We start from the raw sequence: 12,889 nt of genomic DNA, 5'->3' as shown, positions 1-12,889 counted from the left end.
ATGTTCCCTCCTCTACGTGGAGTATCGTGCCCATGAAGAAGCTGAAGCTGGAGATGGAGTCGCTGAACGTGCAGAGCTTTGCCGTCGCCGCCGAAGACGCCGAGCAGGGCACCGTGATGGCGCATAGTGGCTTCACCAACTGCGGCGGGATCACCTGCATCATGTCGCTCTGCCCCGACTGCGGCGGCACCGTCGGCGGCGGGGACTGACCCGCGCGTCACCGCCGGGCCTCGGTCGTTCCGTCCTCCGCGGGAAACTAGCGCCGCCCGCGGCACGGACAAGGCCCGGCCGGGTTCGCGCACTCGCGGGACGCCGGTCGATCTTGCCCGTCCCAACCTCCCCCGAGCCCCCCCTTCCTGACTACGTTTCCAGCGCTCCGACCGCCCCGCCACGCCCGTCTCCGTTCCCGCTTCTGCCCGTCTGCCCCAAGCGTTTGCTTGCCTCCATGCCGTTCGCTCGCATATTTCCCGGATACACCCATTCGCCGCACGCCACGCACGGAGCTCATCATCGGCCCGATCGACACTCTCGCGGCCCAGGACGGGCCTGCCTTTTCCGTAGCCCCGGGTGTCTGGCGCATCACCACGCCCCTTCCGTTTCGGCCAGCGGAGGTGCACGCCTACGTGGCCGCGCTGGAGGACGGACGCCTGGTGCTGGTGGACGGCGGATTGAACACGGGGCCTGCGTGGGAGGCGCTGGACGCGGGTGTCCGCGCGGTGGCGGGTGGATGGCCCGCCGTGGCGCTGCACGTGATCACCCACATGCACATGGACCACGTGGGGCTGGCCGCCCGGGTACGCGACGCGTGTGGCGCGCCGGTGCTGATGGGGCAGCTCGATGCCGAACGGATGGCCCACGCCGCCGCGGAGCCGGAGGACGAGGCGGAGTACCGCGCCGCGCTGCTGCGGCGGTGCGGCGCGCCGGACGCGGTGGTGCGCGCGGTGGAGGAGGCGCGCCGGTCGGCCGAGCCGCTGGCGCCCGCCGTGCATGTGGACCTTCCCTTGGCGGGCGACGGGGGCGACCTGCCCGGCGCGCCCGGGTGGCGCTGGCTGTGGACGCCGGGGCACACCGCGGGACACGTGTCGCTGCATCGGCCGGGGGACGGCGTGGTGATCGGGGGCGACGTGGTGCTGCCGCGCATCACCCCCACGCTGGGCGTGAACCGGCAGCGGGAAGACCCGGTGGCGGACTACGTGCACGCGCTGGACCGGCTGGAGGCGCTGCCGCCCTCCCTGGTGCTCCCCGGCCACGGCGCTCCCCAGGAGGGGGCCCGCCGCATCCGCGAGCTGCGCGACGCGGCGAACGGCGAAACCGAGACCGTGGCGGGGCTGCTGGGCGCCGCGCCGCGCACCTGCTGGCAGGTGGTGGACCTGCGCTATCCCGGGCGCGAGATGAGCGCTTCCACCCGCATGCTGGCCCTGCGCGAAACGCTGGCGCACCTGGACCGGCTCGCCGCCGCCGGGCGCGCAGCGGTGGCGGAAGAAGCGCACGGCCCCGCGCGGTTCGCGGCGCGCTGACGTGCCCACATCGACGGACCGGAGAAGTGGATGACGTCCAAGCTGTTCTGGATCCTGCTGCTGGTGGTGGCCGCCGTGGTGCTGGTGAAGCCGCTGCGCGACCGCGCGTCGGGTCACATGGAGCCGGCGCTGAACCCGGTGTACGAGTGGAACACCCGCAACCGCGTGCACGATCTGCAGCGGCTGACGGCGCGGGAGATCTCCGTCGCCGGAGATCTGCCCAGGCCGAGGGACTTTCAGTCGTTCATCAGCAGGCTGGAAGGCGGGAAGTCGGCGGTGGACTCGTGGGGGCAGCCGTACTACCTGGCGGTCAGCCGGCGTACGTACCAGGTGGGGTCCAGCGGGCGAGACCGGGTGCGCGGCACCCCGGACGACATCCTGTCGGAGCCGGCGCCCCGCCCCAGGGCCTGACCCTGCGCGCCATCGAGCCCGCGGCACGCACGCCGCACCGAGCCGTTTGAGACACGGACGAACATGCTGAAAGTAGGCCTGACGGGAAACATCGCGGCGGGCAAGTCCACCGTCGCCAGCGCGTGGCGGGAGCTGGGGGCCACGGTGGTCGACGCCGACGAGCTTTCGCGCCAGGCGGTGGAGCCCGGCACCCCCGCGCACGCCGCCATCGCCGCCGAGTGGGGCACCTGGGTGCTGGAGGAAGGCGGCACGCTGGACCGTGCCGCGCTCCGGCAGATCGTCTTCGCCGACCCCGACGCCCGGGCGCGGCTGGAAAGCATCGTCCATCCCGCGGTCGCCGCGCTCCGTGACGATTATTTCCGGGCCGCCGCGGACCGTGGCGAGCCGCTGGTGGTGGCCGACGTTCCCCTGCTGTTCGAAGTGGGAATGGCGGACGAGTTCGACGTGGTGGTGCTGGTGGACGCGCCGGAAGAGACGCGGCTGATGCGGCTGGTGGGCGACCGCGGCCTGGAGCCCGAGGAGGCGCGCCGGATCATGGCGGCGCAGATGCCGGCGGAGCTCAAGCGGGCGCGCGCCGACGTGGTGATCGAGAACACGGGCTCGCTGGGCGACCTGCAGCGCCGCGCCCTGGAGGTGTGGGAAGGGCTGGTGCGCCGGGCGGAGGCGCGTGGCTGAGGGATGGCTGCGCGTGGACATGCACGTGCACACCCGCGCCTCGTACGACTCGCTGAACGATCCCGACGGCATCCTGGCCGCGATGGACCGGCGCGGCATCCACCGCGTGGTCATCACCGACCACGACGAGCTGCACGCGGCGCTCCGCCTGCGCGACCGCGCCCCGGACCGCGTGATCGCGGGCGAGGAGGTGCGCACCCGCGAGGGGCCGGACATCATCGGCATCTTCCTGTCCGAGCGAATTGCCCGCAACACGCCGCTGCGCGAGGCGTGCGAGAACATCCGCGCGCAGGGCGGGGTGGTGTACGCCCCGCACCCGTTCGACGTGCGCCGGCGGGGCGGGGGCGAGCACCTGGACGCCGTCGCGGACCTGGTGGACGTGGTGGAGGCGCACAACGCGCGCACCTGGGGCGTGGGGGTCAACGAGCGCGGCGAGGCGTGGGCACGCGCGCGCGGCAAGCCGCTGGGCGCGGGGAGCGACGCGCACTCCGCGGGGGAGATCGGCACGGCGTACGTGGAGGTGCCGCCGTTCGAGATGACGCGGGAGGGCTTCCTGGCGGCGCTGCGGGCCGGCCGCGTGGCCTGCCGCGGAACCTCACCGCGCGTCGTGGCGGCCCACTCCGTGTACGCGCGGGCGCACAAACTGCTGTTCGGCGGCCGGACGCCCAACGAACCGGAGTGAGGGGATGAAGAAACTGATCCTGCTGCTGGCCCTTGCCCTGGCCGCCTGCGGCGGCGAGCCCGAGACGCACACGGGCGACCCCGCGGGGAACGAGATCGAGCCCAAGGCCGACACCGCCAAGGTGGACGTCACCGGCAAGAACGGGCCGCGCACCGGCGGCTGACGCTCCTCCGCACCTTGCGGCGCGAGGCCAGGACGGCCTCGCGTCGCTGTTCGTGGCCCGCGGCGGCTTGCCTGCACGCCGGCGGGCCGGCAGGTTTCCCCGATGGCCTACGAACCTCTCTCCGCGCTGGCTCTGGCGGCCGTGTTCCTGGTTTCGGTGCTGGGGGGCGGCATCAACGCCATCGCGGGCGGCGGTACGCTCGTCACCTTTCCGGCGCTGGTGGGGCTGGGCCTTCCCGCGCTGACGGCGAACGCCACGAGCACCGTCGCGTTGTGGCCGGGCGCGCTCAGCAGCATGTGGGGCTACCGCGGCGAGCTGCGCGGTGCCCGTGCCTGGGTGCTGCGCCTTACGGGGCCCAGCATCGCGGGCGGGGTGCTCGGCGCGTGGCTGCTGCTGCGCACCCCGCCCGACCGCTTCGCCCTCATCGTTCCGTTCCTGGTGCTGGGGGCCACGCTCCTGTTCCTGGGGCAGGCCCCCCTGATGCGCCGCCTGCGCCGGAGCGGCGCCGCGCCGCCGGCCGCCGCCGAGGTCTCGGACGGTCGCGACCCCGAGGTCGCACCCTGGCTGTTCGTCGCGGGGCAGTTCGCCATCGGGGTGTACGGCGGCTACTTCGGCGCGGGGGTCGGCATCCTGATGCTCGCGGGGCTGGGGATGATGGGCTTCACCAACATCCACCGCATGAACGGCCTGAAGAACTGGGGCGCCAGCTGCATGAACGGGGTGGCCGCCGTGATCTTCGCGTTCAGCGGCATCGTGGACTGGCCGGTGGCGCTGGCGATGGTGGCGGGCGGGCTCCTGGGCGGGTACGCGGGATCGCGCATGGCCCAGCGCGTCAGCCAGCAGCGCGTCCGCCACGCGATCGTCGCCGTCGGACTGGCCTCGTTCCTCTTCCTCCTCCTGCGCCCGCTCTGACCGCGGACGCATGGAAAGAAGCGGGGGCGAGCACCAGGCTCGCCCCCGCTTTCGTCCATCCACCGCGTGACGGCGGTTACTCCTCGTCCAGCCCCTGCTCTTCGCGGGCGGCGGTCAGGTAGCGGCGCAGGTCGTCCTCGCCAAGGCCGGCCAGCTGGCGGAGGATGCCATGGAACTGCTCGCGCGTGGCGCCCGCCTCGTCGCGGGTGAGCTCGTCGTCGATGTCCACCCGCCATCCCGCGTCGTCCTCGTCCTCGTCGGGGGCGGCCGTGGGGTCCAGGTTGCTGAGCGAGTGGAACACCAGCGTGGCGCCCAGCGCATTGGGGTCGTCGACGTACGACGAGATCTCGGCCTCGGCCATGTAGATTTCGCCCTCCGCCTCGAAGATACGGAAGCCGAGGGCGACCCCGAACCCTTCTTCCCCGTGCCCGTGATCGTGCTCGTGCGTCTCGCTCATCGTTCCTCCGGATTGGTGACTGGCTGCTGACGGTGCTGCTGCGGCGGCAAGATACGCACCGGCGAACGCGGGGGACAGGGTGGCGTTTTCGCCGTCCGCGCATCGCGCGGGGCACGCATCGTGATCCGCGGCGTATCACCCGGACTCCGGTCCCGCCAGCGTGGCGGGGCCGGAGCTTTTTACTCTCGACCAGCCGGATCGCTTTGCGTCCTTCGCCCGTATACGTCGCGCTGATCCTGGTGCAGGTGTTCTTCGCCACGCTGCCCATCGCCGTGAAGATCGCCCTGCGCGACCTTTCCAGCCCGGCGCTGGCGCTCCTGCGCGTCACCGGCGCCGCGGTGCTGTTCCTCGCCATCCACTTCGCCACCGGCGGCCAGCGCGTGAGGTCGCGGGCGGACTACCTGCGGCTGTCGCTGTACTCCGTTTTCGGCGTGATCCTGAACCAGCTGCTGTACATCACCGCGCTGACGATGACCACGGCCACGGCCGCGCAGACGCTGGTGACCGCCGGCCCGGCGCTGACGCTGCTGGTGGCCATCCTCCTGCGGCACGAGTCCGCCACCCCCGCCAAGTGGCTGGGCATCGCCCTCGCCGGCTGCGGCGCGCTGCTCCTGGTGGGGGTGGGGCTTCACCAGGGAAGCGTGCTCGGAAACCTGCTGGCGCTCGGCAACGTCACGGCGTACTCCGTGTACCTGGTGCTTTCGCGCGGCATCCTGGGCCGCTACAACGCGCTGACGGTGATCACCTGGGTGTTCGTGTTCGGGGTGGTGGGCATCTTTCCCTGGGGGATCGCGCCGGCCATGCGCGAGGTGGGCGGAATGGGTGCGGCCACGTGGGCGGCGCTGGCGTGGATCGTCGCCGTGCCTACGGTGGCCGCGTACTACCTGAACGTGTGGGCGCTCGCCCGCGCGGAGGCCAGCCTGGTGGCGATGTTCGTCTACATTCAGCCGGTGATGACGGCGTCGCTGGCCATCCCCTTTTTGGGCGAGCGCCCCTCGCCGCGGATGATCCCGGCGACGCTGCTCATCTTCGCGGGCGTGTGGGTTTCCATCCGCGCCGGCCGCGCGGCCAAGGCCCGGGACGGGCGGGTGTCCGCGGCGGGGCAGGAGGGGTAGAGGGGAAGTGCGTGAGTGCGTGAGTGCGTGAGTGCGTAAGTGCGTGAGTGCGTAAGTGCGTAAGTGCGTAAGTGCGTAAGTGCGGAGTGCGGCGCGGGCGTGTGTCATCCAGAGGCCCAGGCGCGCCGAACTTGCCCGCACGCCATCCCTGGCGGGCCGAAGGATCTTGCCTGCGTCACTTCTCAGCCTGGGCGCGGCAGCGGTCACTGACGCCGAGGCCTCGGCTGCCGAGGGGCCCTCACCCGGCCGCGCTGACGCGCTCGCCACCCTCTCCCACAAACAGCGTGGGCGAGGGGGTACACTTCGGGCTCGGGTGCGACGGGTCCGGTCCGGTGCTCGGGCCGACGCCTCCCATCCCCAGCCCTTCCCCCGCAAACCCCGCGGGGAAGGGAGCCAGCCCGGTGCGCTTCCGATAGTGTGGCGCGCGTGCAGGTGAAGCCCCGAGCGCGACGCGACAGCGGCGCGAGTCGGGGCTTTCCGCTTTTCCAGCCGCGGGTTCACCCGCCCTTGGGCAGCCGATGCCCCTGCCGGTCCTCATCGGCTCGCACCGGACGAGACACAGCTGGTACGTAGATGTCCGCAGGACTTGTGGGATGATGCGGACGCACGTTGATTCGGCGGCGCGTGCGATCCGTCCACCTTCTCATCCGCCGATGCTCGCCATCCCCCAACTCGCGCGCGACGCCTGGGCCGGCGCGCTGGACCTGGTGTTCGCGCCCGTCTGCGTCTCCTGCCGCGCGCCCGTCCCCACGTCGCTCCCGGACCGCGTCGTCTGCCAGGTGTGCTGGGCGCGGTGCCGTCCGCTCCCCGCGCCGCGGTGCGACCGCTGCTGGGGGCCGGTGCCGGCGCGCGAAGACCCGCGCCCCAAGTGCCGAACGTGCGGCGACTGGCCCGCGGCCGTGCGCTCCATCCGCTCCGCGTACGTGATGGATGACGTGCCGCGCGACCTGGTGCACGCCCTCAAGTACCAGGGCTGGGAAGCCGCCGCGGGACCCATGTCCGCCCGGATGGCCCGCATCACCTGGCCGCGCGACGTGGAAGACGAGGTGCGGCTCGTCGTGGCCGTGCCCACCAGCAAGGCGCGGCTGCGGGAGCGCGGATACAACCAGGCGGCGCTGCTGGCCGCCGGATTCGCGGCGTGCACGGCCCGCGTCGCCGCCCCGGAACTGCTGGAGCGAACGCGCGCAACGGCCACGCAAACGGCCTTGCATCCCAGCGAACGCCGGGCTAACGTAGCGCGCGCTTTTTCCGTCCCCGCCAGGCAGGCGCCACGGGTTCGCGGCGAGCACCTGATGCTCGTAGACGACGTGTGGACCACGGGTGCCACGGCCCTTGCATGCAGCGAGGCGCTGCTGGAGGCGGGAGCGCGCGTGGTGAGCGTTGCGACCTTCGCGCGCGTCATCCCGGAGCTGGAGCGCCTGGGCTGAGAAAGCCCGGCGCTCCGCCGATTTTTTCCATATTCACCACACGAGCGAGCACATGCCCATTCGCGTCGCCATCAACGGGTTCGGCCGCATCGGCCGCAACGTCCTCCGCGCGGCCAAGCAGGCGGGGGCCACCGACATCGATTTCGTGGCCGTCAACGACCTGACGGACACCAAGACCCTCGCGCACCTGCTGCGCTACGACTCGGTGCACGGCAAGTACCCCGGCACCGTCGAAGCCCGCGAGAATTCGCTGCTGGTGGATGGCGACGAGATCCGCGTCTACGCCGAAAAGGACCCGTCCGCGCTCCCCTGGCGCGACCTGGAAGTCGACATCGTCATCGAGAGCACCGGCCGCTTCACCGACCGCGCGAGCGCGGCGAAGCACCTGGAGGCCGGGGCGAAGAAGGTGATCATCAGCGCGCCGGCCAAGGGCGAAGACATCACCATCGTGCTGGGCGTCAACCAGGACAAGTACGACGCTGCCAACCACCACGTCGTCTCCAACGCCAGCTGCACGACCAACTGCCTGGCCCCGGTGGTGAAGGTGCTGCTCGACAACTTCGGGTTCGAGCGCGGATTGATGACGACGATCCACGCCTACACGAACGACCAGAACATCCTGGACCTGCCGCACAAGGACCTGCGCCGCGCCCGCGCCGCCGCCCTGTCGATGATCCCCACGACGACGGGCGCCGCCAAGGCCACCAGCCTGGTGATTCCCGAGGTGAAGGGAAAGATCGACGGGATGGCCGTGCGCGTGCCCACCCCCGACGTCTCCGTCGTCGACCTGACGTGTGAGCTGGGCCGCACGGTGACCGCCGCCGAGGTGAACGACGCCCTCCGCGCCGCCGCCGAGGGGCCGCTCAAGGGGATCCTGGCGTACGAGGAGCAGGAGCTGGTGTCCATCGACTTCACGGGCAACCCGGCGTCGTCCATCGTCGACGCGGCATCCACCAGCGTGATCGCCGGCCTGGTGAAGGTGGTCGCCTGGTACGACAACGAGTGGGGCTACAGCTGCCGCTGTGTGGACCTGGCCCGCTTCATGGGCGAAAAGCTGTGAGCCAGCGCAAGGCCACCATCGCCGACCTCAAGGACGAGGACGTACGCGGCAAGCGCGTCCTCGTCCGCGTGGACTACAACGTCCCTATCGAGGACGGGCGCATCACCGACGACAAGCGCATCACCAGCACGCTACCCACGCTCGATGCGCTGCTGCAGCGCGGAGCGCGGGTGATTCTCCTCGCGCACTTCGGCCGCCCCAAGGGCAAGCCGAACGCGGAGATGTCGCTGCGCCCCGTCGCCGCGCACCTGGAAACGCTGCTGGAAGGCCGCAGCGTCCGCTTCGTCGAGCAGACAGTCGGCCTCGAGGCCGGCGGCGCCGTCTCGCTGATGCAGGACGGCGAGGTGCTGCTGCTCGAGAACACGCGCTTTCTCCCCGGCGAGGAAAAGAACGACTCCTCGCTGGCGGAGGAGATGTCTGCCCTGGGCGACGTGTACGTGAACGACGCCTTCGGGGCGGCGCACCGGGCGCACGCGTCCACGGCGGGCGTGGCCATCGCCATGAAGGCGTACGGCAAGCCCGCCGTCGCCGGCCTGCTGATGGACCGCGAGCTCCAGTACCTGGGCGGCGCCCTGGCCGAACCCGAGCGCCCGTTCGTGGCCATCCTGGGCGGCGCCAAGATCTCGGGGAAGATCGACGTCATCCGCAGCCTGCTCCCCAAGGTCGATCACCTGCTGATCGGCGGGGCGATGGCCAACACCTTCTTCCGCGCGATGGACCTCGCCACGGGCACCTCGCTCGTGGAGGACGACCGGGTCGGCATGGCGCGCGAGCTCCTGGCGACCGCGGGCGACAAGCTGGTGATCCCGGTGGATGCGGTCGTCGCGCCCAAGCTGGAAGCCGGGCAGACCACGCAGACGGTCGCCCGCGAGTCCATCCCGTCCGACCAGTCCGTCCTCGACGTCGGCCCGAAGACGGTCGATGAATTCCGCCGCATCCTGTCCACCGCGCGCACCGTGCTGTGGAACGGACCGATGGGCGTGTTCGAGATCGCGGAGTTCGCCGCCGGCACCCGCGGCGTCGCCGAGGCGGTGGCGGAAGCGACGGACCGCGGCGCGACCACCATCATCGGCGGCGGCGACTCGGCCGCGGCGGTGGCGGAGCTGGGACTGGAAGCGCGGATGTCGCACGTCTCCACCGGCGGCGGCGCCTCGCTGGAGTTCCTGGAAGGCAAGGAGCTGCCTGGCGTGGCCGCCTTGAACAACGCGGTGGCCCAATGACGGCGCCGAGGAAGCCCATCCTGGCGGGGAACTGGAAGATGAACCACGGGCCGTCACAGGCGGCCCGCTTCTTCGCCGACTTCCTGAACCTGGCCGAGCCTGGGGACGATCGCACCATCGCTTTCTTTCCCCCGGCCATCTCCTTCGCGGCCGCGCGCGAGGCGCTGCAGGGCCGGCCCGACGTGCGGCTGGGCGTGCAGAACGTGTACTGGGAGGAGAGCGGCGCCTTCACCGGCGAGCTTTCCGTCGGTATGGCCAAGGACGGCGGCGCGGAGCTCGTCCTCGTCGGCCACAGCGAGCGTCGCCACGTCTTCGGGGAGACGAGTGACGAGACGGCCAGGAAGGTCCGCGCCGTGCTGGACGCCGGCCTGGTCCCCGTGCTTTGCGTGGGCGAGACCATCGACGAGCGCCGGGCGGACCGCGCCGAGGCCGTCGTCGCCGAGCAGCTCGCCCCCGTGCTGCAGATCGTCCGCGCGGACGAGGTAGGGGAGTTGGTGATCGCCTACGAGCCGGTGTGGGCCATCGGCACGGGTGTGACGGCCACGCCGGACGACGCGCGGACGATGCACGCGGCGGTACGCGAGCGCCTGCGCGCCGCGTACGGCGCCGAGGCGGCGGACGCGGTGCCCGTCCTGTACGGCGGCAGCGTGAAGCCCGACAATGCCGCCGAGCTGATGTCGCAGCCCGGCGTGGACGGCGTGCTGGTGGGCGGCGCCAGCCTGGATGCCGCCGGATTCGCCCGGATCGTGAAGGCCGCGGGTTGACACCGCGGCCCTTCGCCATCAATTTAGACGATTCTCCATCGCAATCTTCCGCCAGTATTCGGGCTCATCCGTGTTCACGTTCCTGCTGACCCTGCTGATCATCGACGCGCTGGTCCTTCTTACCGTCGTGCTGTTGCAGGCGGGGAAGGGCGGCGGCCTTGCGGCCATGGGCGGCGGCGGAGGCGGCTCCGACTCGCTGTTCGGCGGCCGCCAAGCGGCCACGCTGCTCACCCGCATGAGCTGGTGGTGCGGCGGCGCGTTCATGTTCCTGGCCTTCTGCCTGTCGATCCTGTCGTCGCGCCCCGCGGGCTCGTCGTCCATCCTCCAGGAAGAGTTCCAGCGCGGCGGACGCACGACGCCGGCACCCACGGCCCCGGCGCTTCCCGGCGCGCAGGCCCCGATCGGCGCCCCCGCGCCCGGCACCCCGGCCACCGGAACGCCCAACCCGCTGACGGGGAACGCACCGGCGACGGGCACTGCACCGGCTCCGACGACGGGCACGGCGCCCGCGACCGGCACCACGCCTGCTCCGGCCACCACGCCCCAGCCGTAAGGGCTGGACGAAAGCATCACCCCGACGGCCCCCTCCCGGTACTCCGGGAGGGGGCCGTCTGCGTTTCCACCCCCGGACCCACCCGCCAGCGCCTAAGGGGGAATGGAACTTGCTTCCGCGCCACCGCGAACGCCCCGGTACGCGGAACGTCGGTTCTCTTGGGACTATGACGCCGGGGCCTGCACACTCGGAAGAACGGAGACGCAGCCCGTGGCCCTGACTCGGAAGATCTCGCGCGCGATGCAGCGGCAGGTGGACCTTACCACCGCCGTCTGCCAGGAACGGCTGCTCTCCACGCACGTCCGCCACGTACTGGCGCTGGTAGACCTGGTGCACGAGGAGCTGCCCTTCGACAGCGCCCTCGACATCTACGCGCGCATCCTGCGGCTTACGCCCGAGCAGGCGCGCAACGTGGGCAGCCGGGCGCTGGCCGCCATCGGCCGGCGCACGGGGCTCACCGAGGCCGAAGAGCTGAACCTGGACCTCGAGGACGACGAGGACGACGAGCTCGCGCACCGTCCGGGTGAGGACGGCGGGCGCTTCGACGCCGTGTTCTCGCGCGTCCGCCGCCGCATCAAGGGCCGCGTGCACGACGACCTGCGCCAGCGCATCAACCTGGCGGCCGCGCGCGCCGAGGACTCGCTCTTCGAAACGCACGTCAACAACGCCCTGGTGTTCGGCAAGGCGCTGGCCGAAGAGGTTCCGCTGCACGAGGCGGTAGACCTGTACCTGGACGTGATGACCATCCCCGAGGGGGTGTCGGACGTCATCTTCAACCGGGCGCTGCGCGTGGTGGCCGACGACGTGCTGCCGGCGCTGGAGCCCGCGCGCGTGCCCCGGCGCGACACCGACGGGCGCGCGGCCACGACGGGCACCACGACGACGACGGCCACGGCCCTCGACGCCACGCCGCCCGCCACCGGCGCGGCGTCGTAGCGCAAGGGCGAGTGACCGGCGCGCCGGAAGGCGCGTCAGGGAGAGGGCACGACGGCCGGCCGCGCCGCGAGGGCGCGGCGGCCGGTGGGGAACAGGACGGGGCGGCGCACCGAAGCGCCATCCCGCGCGGACGCGGAAGGGGAGGCTGGGTTGTCCTGGAGCGCCATCATCTGGGCGGGTTTCGTGGCCACGGTCCTGTCGGCCTGCGTGTTCTGGCTGTTCCGGAGCTTCGAGTGGACGCGGTTCAGCCCCACCACCCAGCTCGGCTGCCTGTTCTTCCGCGAGCCGAACGTTCCCTTGACGGAAACGGTGGGCTTCCTTCTTTTCCTCGCGCTCGGGATTTCGCTCGTGCCCGGGGTGTACGCCCTGATGATGGGCGTGCTGGGCGGGGCGGGGTGGGGAACGGGAATAGTGGTCGGGTTTCTGAACGGCGCTGCCGTGGCGGTGGCACTGCCCCTGCTTGGACGGGTCAGCGCGTGCGTGCGGGAGGGGCGGCTTCCGCCCCCCGGCCGCTACGGCCTGCACTGGGGCAAGGCGACGCCCTGGGCGGTGCTGGCGGGGCACGTGGTGTACGGGGCCGTCATGGGCGGCATCCTGAAGGCATTTTAGCGCGGTCCCGCGCCGGGACCTTCACACGGGCGCAGGAGGTGTCGACGGCAAACGCGCGCGGTTTGCCAGGGGGAGCAGCCTCGAGGGCTGCCGGACCCCCGGGTTCGTGACGGTGGGATGGTCACATGGATGGTTGGTAGGAAACGATGCACACCCGGTTCGGAGAGACTCCATGAAGCGATTGCTGACAACCGCCCTGGCCGGCGCCGTAGTCGTGGCGGCAGGGACGGCAGGGGACGCGCAGGCCCAGGACATGATGGGCCGGCGCGCGAGCGCGTTCGAGCTCGGAATCTATGGCGGCGGGGCGTACACCACGTCCTGGTTCGCCACGCCCGGCACCGCCTCGGCGGGTGACGAGGACATCGATTGGGCGCCGGGGCTGTCGCCG

17 protein-coding genes are annotated in these 12,889 nt (G+C 71.7%); 16 read left to right on the top strand and 1 reads right to left on the bottom strand.

Annotated features, from left to right (window positions below; translation table 11 throughout):
- Positions 1 to 32 precede the first annotated feature (32 nt).
- The 7 genes from VGB24_RS19815 to VGB24_RS19785 all read left to right on the top strand — a co-directional run bounded on the left by VGB24_RS19815 (position 33) and on the right by VGB24_RS19785 (position 4,360).
- Positions 33 to 209, top strand: coding sequence for a hypothetical protein (locus VGB24_RS19815; RefSeq protein ID WP_331074676.1), 177 nt, complete (start codon positions 33 to 35; stop codon positions 207 to 209).
- Positions 210 to 611: 402 nt separating this feature from the next.
- On the top strand, positions 612 to 1,517 hold the full coding sequence (locus VGB24_RS19810; RefSeq protein ID WP_331074675.1) for an MBL fold metallo-hydrolase: 906 nt from the start codon (positions 612 to 614) through the stop codon (positions 1,515 to 1,517).
- 30 nt (positions 1,518 to 1,547) lie between these two features.
- The gene (locus VGB24_RS19805) at positions 1,548 to 1,928 is read left to right on the top strand and encodes a hypothetical protein (protein WP_331074674.1); all 381 of its coding nucleotides are present in this window, start codon (positions 1,548 to 1,550) and stop codon (positions 1,926 to 1,928) included.
- A gap of 63 nt (positions 1,929 to 1,991) precedes the next feature.
- A complete protein-coding gene (gene coaE / locus VGB24_RS19800) occupies positions 1,992 to 2,603 on the top strand; it encodes a dephospho-CoA kinase (protein WP_331074673.1) in 612 nt (203 codons plus the stop codon).
- The gene (locus VGB24_RS19795) at positions 2,596 to 3,285 is read left to right on the top strand and encodes a PHP domain-containing protein (RefSeq protein ID WP_331074672.1); all 690 of its coding nucleotides are present in this window, start codon (positions 2,596 to 2,598) and stop codon (positions 3,283 to 3,285) included. The genes coaE and VGB24_RS19795 overlap by 8 nt, the downstream gene beginning before the upstream one ends.
- Positions 3,286 to 3,289: 4 nt before the next feature.
- Positions 3,290 to 3,448 (top strand): hypothetical protein, encoded by a 159-nt coding sequence (locus VGB24_RS19790; protein ID WP_331074671.1) that lies wholly within the window; start codon positions 3,290 to 3,292, stop codon positions 3,446 to 3,448.
- A gap of 102 nt (positions 3,449 to 3,550) precedes the next feature.
- Positions 3,551 to 4,360 carry a sulfite exporter TauE/SafE family protein gene (locus VGB24_RS19785; RefSeq protein WP_331074670.1) on the top strand — a complete coding sequence of 270 codons (810 nt, stop codon included), beginning with the start codon at positions 3,551 to 3,553 and terminating at the stop codon, positions 4,358 to 4,360.
- 76 nt (positions 4,361 to 4,436) lie between these two features.
- On the opposite strand, the gene VGB24_RS19780 is transcribed toward VGB24_RS19785, so the two are convergent.
- Entirely contained in the window at positions 4,437 to 4,817 is a 381-nt protein-coding gene (locus VGB24_RS19780) for a hypothetical protein (protein WP_331074669.1), read from the bottom strand.
- A 203-nt stretch (positions 4,818 to 5,020) separates the two neighbouring features.
- Here VGB24_RS19780 and VGB24_RS19775 point away from each other — a divergent pair, with 203 nt between their 5' ends.
- The 9 genes from VGB24_RS19775 to VGB24_RS19735 form a co-directional block, all read left to right on the top strand.
- Entirely contained in the window at positions 5,021 to 5,932 is a 912-nt protein-coding gene (locus VGB24_RS19775; RefSeq protein ID WP_331074668.1) for a DMT family transporter, read from the top strand.
- 653 nt (positions 5,933 to 6,585) lie between these two features.
- Positions 6,586 to 7,359 (top strand): hypothetical protein, encoded by a 774-nt coding sequence (locus VGB24_RS19770; protein WP_331074667.1) that lies wholly within the window; start codon positions 6,586 to 6,588, stop codon positions 7,357 to 7,359.
- A 52-nt stretch (positions 7,360 to 7,411) separates the two neighbouring features.
- Positions 7,412 to 8,419 (top strand): type I glyceraldehyde-3-phosphate dehydrogenase, encoded by a 1,008-nt coding sequence (gene gap, locus VGB24_RS19765; RefSeq protein WP_331074666.1) that lies wholly within the window; start codon positions 7,412 to 7,414, stop codon positions 8,417 to 8,419.
- A gap of 17 nt (positions 8,420 to 8,436) precedes the next feature.
- Positions 8,437 to 9,639, top strand: a complete 1,203-nt coding sequence (locus VGB24_RS19760) for a phosphoglycerate kinase (protein WP_331074700.1) — start codon at positions 8,437 to 8,439, stop codon at positions 9,637 to 9,639.
- The gene (tpiA, locus tag VGB24_RS19755) at positions 9,636 to 10,403 is read left to right on the top strand and encodes a triose-phosphate isomerase (protein ID WP_331074665.1); all 768 of its coding nucleotides are present in this window, start codon (positions 9,636 to 9,638) and stop codon (positions 10,401 to 10,403) included. The genes VGB24_RS19760 and tpiA overlap by 4 nt, the downstream gene beginning before the upstream one ends.
- Before the next feature lie 70 nt (positions 10,404 to 10,473).
- Entirely contained in the window at positions 10,474 to 10,956 is a 483-nt protein-coding gene (secG, locus tag VGB24_RS19750) for a preprotein translocase subunit SecG (protein ID WP_331074664.1), read from the top strand.
- A 210-nt stretch (positions 10,957 to 11,166) separates the two neighbouring features.
- Positions 11,167 to 11,892: a hypothetical protein gene (locus tag VGB24_RS19745; RefSeq protein WP_331074663.1), complete on the top strand. Its 726-nt coding sequence runs from the start codon at positions 11,167 to 11,169 to the stop codon at positions 11,890 to 11,892.
- A gap of 150 nt (positions 11,893 to 12,042) precedes the next feature.
- Positions 12,043 to 12,501 carry a hypothetical protein gene (locus VGB24_RS19740; protein WP_331074662.1) on the top strand — a complete coding sequence of 153 codons (459 nt, stop codon included), beginning with the start codon at positions 12,043 to 12,045 and terminating at the stop codon, positions 12,499 to 12,501.
- A gap of 172 nt (positions 12,502 to 12,673) precedes the next feature.
- Positions 12,674 to 12,889 (top strand): hypothetical protein (locus VGB24_RS19735; protein ID WP_331074661.1); only part of this gene is annotated, 216 nt, incomplete at its 3' end.

Origin of the sequence: Longimicrobium sp., assembly GCF_036399935.1 — a bacterium.
Lineage (GTDB): Bacteria > Gemmatimonadota > Gemmatimonadetes > Longimicrobiales > Longimicrobiaceae > Longimicrobium.
This window is presented reverse-complemented; position numbering and strand designations above follow the sequence as displayed.

Bases quoted from the DNA above. Each gene is read 5' to 3' on its own strand.
- VGB24_RS19780 (WP_331074669.1), bottom strand. From the start codon at position 4,817: ATGAGCGAGACGCACGAGCACGATCACGGGCACGGGGAAGAAGGGTTC.
- tpiA (WP_331074665.1), top strand. From the start codon at position 9,636: ATGACGGCGCCGAGGAAGCCCATCCTGGCGGGGAACTGGAAGATGAAC.
- VGB24_RS19790 (WP_331074671.1), top strand. From the start codon at position 3,290: ATGAAGAAACTGATCCTGCTGCTGGCCCTTGCCCTGGCCGCCTGCGGC.
- gap (WP_331074666.1), top strand. From the start codon at position 7,412: ATGCCCATTCGCGTCGCCATCAACGGGTTCGGCCGCATCGGCCGCAAC.
- VGB24_RS19815 (WP_331074676.1), top strand. From the start codon at position 33: ATGAAGAAGCTGAAGCTGGAGATGGAGTCGCTGAACGTGCAGAGCTTT.
- VGB24_RS19805 (WP_331074674.1), top strand. From the start codon at position 1,548: ATGACGTCCAAGCTGTTCTGGATCCTGCTGCTGGTGGTGGCCGCCGTG.
- VGB24_RS19770 (WP_331074667.1), top strand. From the start codon at position 6,586: ATGCTCGCCATCCCCCAACTCGCGCGCGACGCCTGGGCCGGCGCGCTG.
- coaE (WP_331074673.1), top strand. From the start codon at position 1,992: ATGCTGAAAGTAGGCCTGACGGGAAACATCGCGGCGGGCAAGTCCACC.
- VGB24_RS19785 (WP_331074670.1), top strand. From the start codon at position 3,551: ATGGCCTACGAACCTCTCTCCGCGCTGGCTCTGGCGGCCGTGTTCCTG.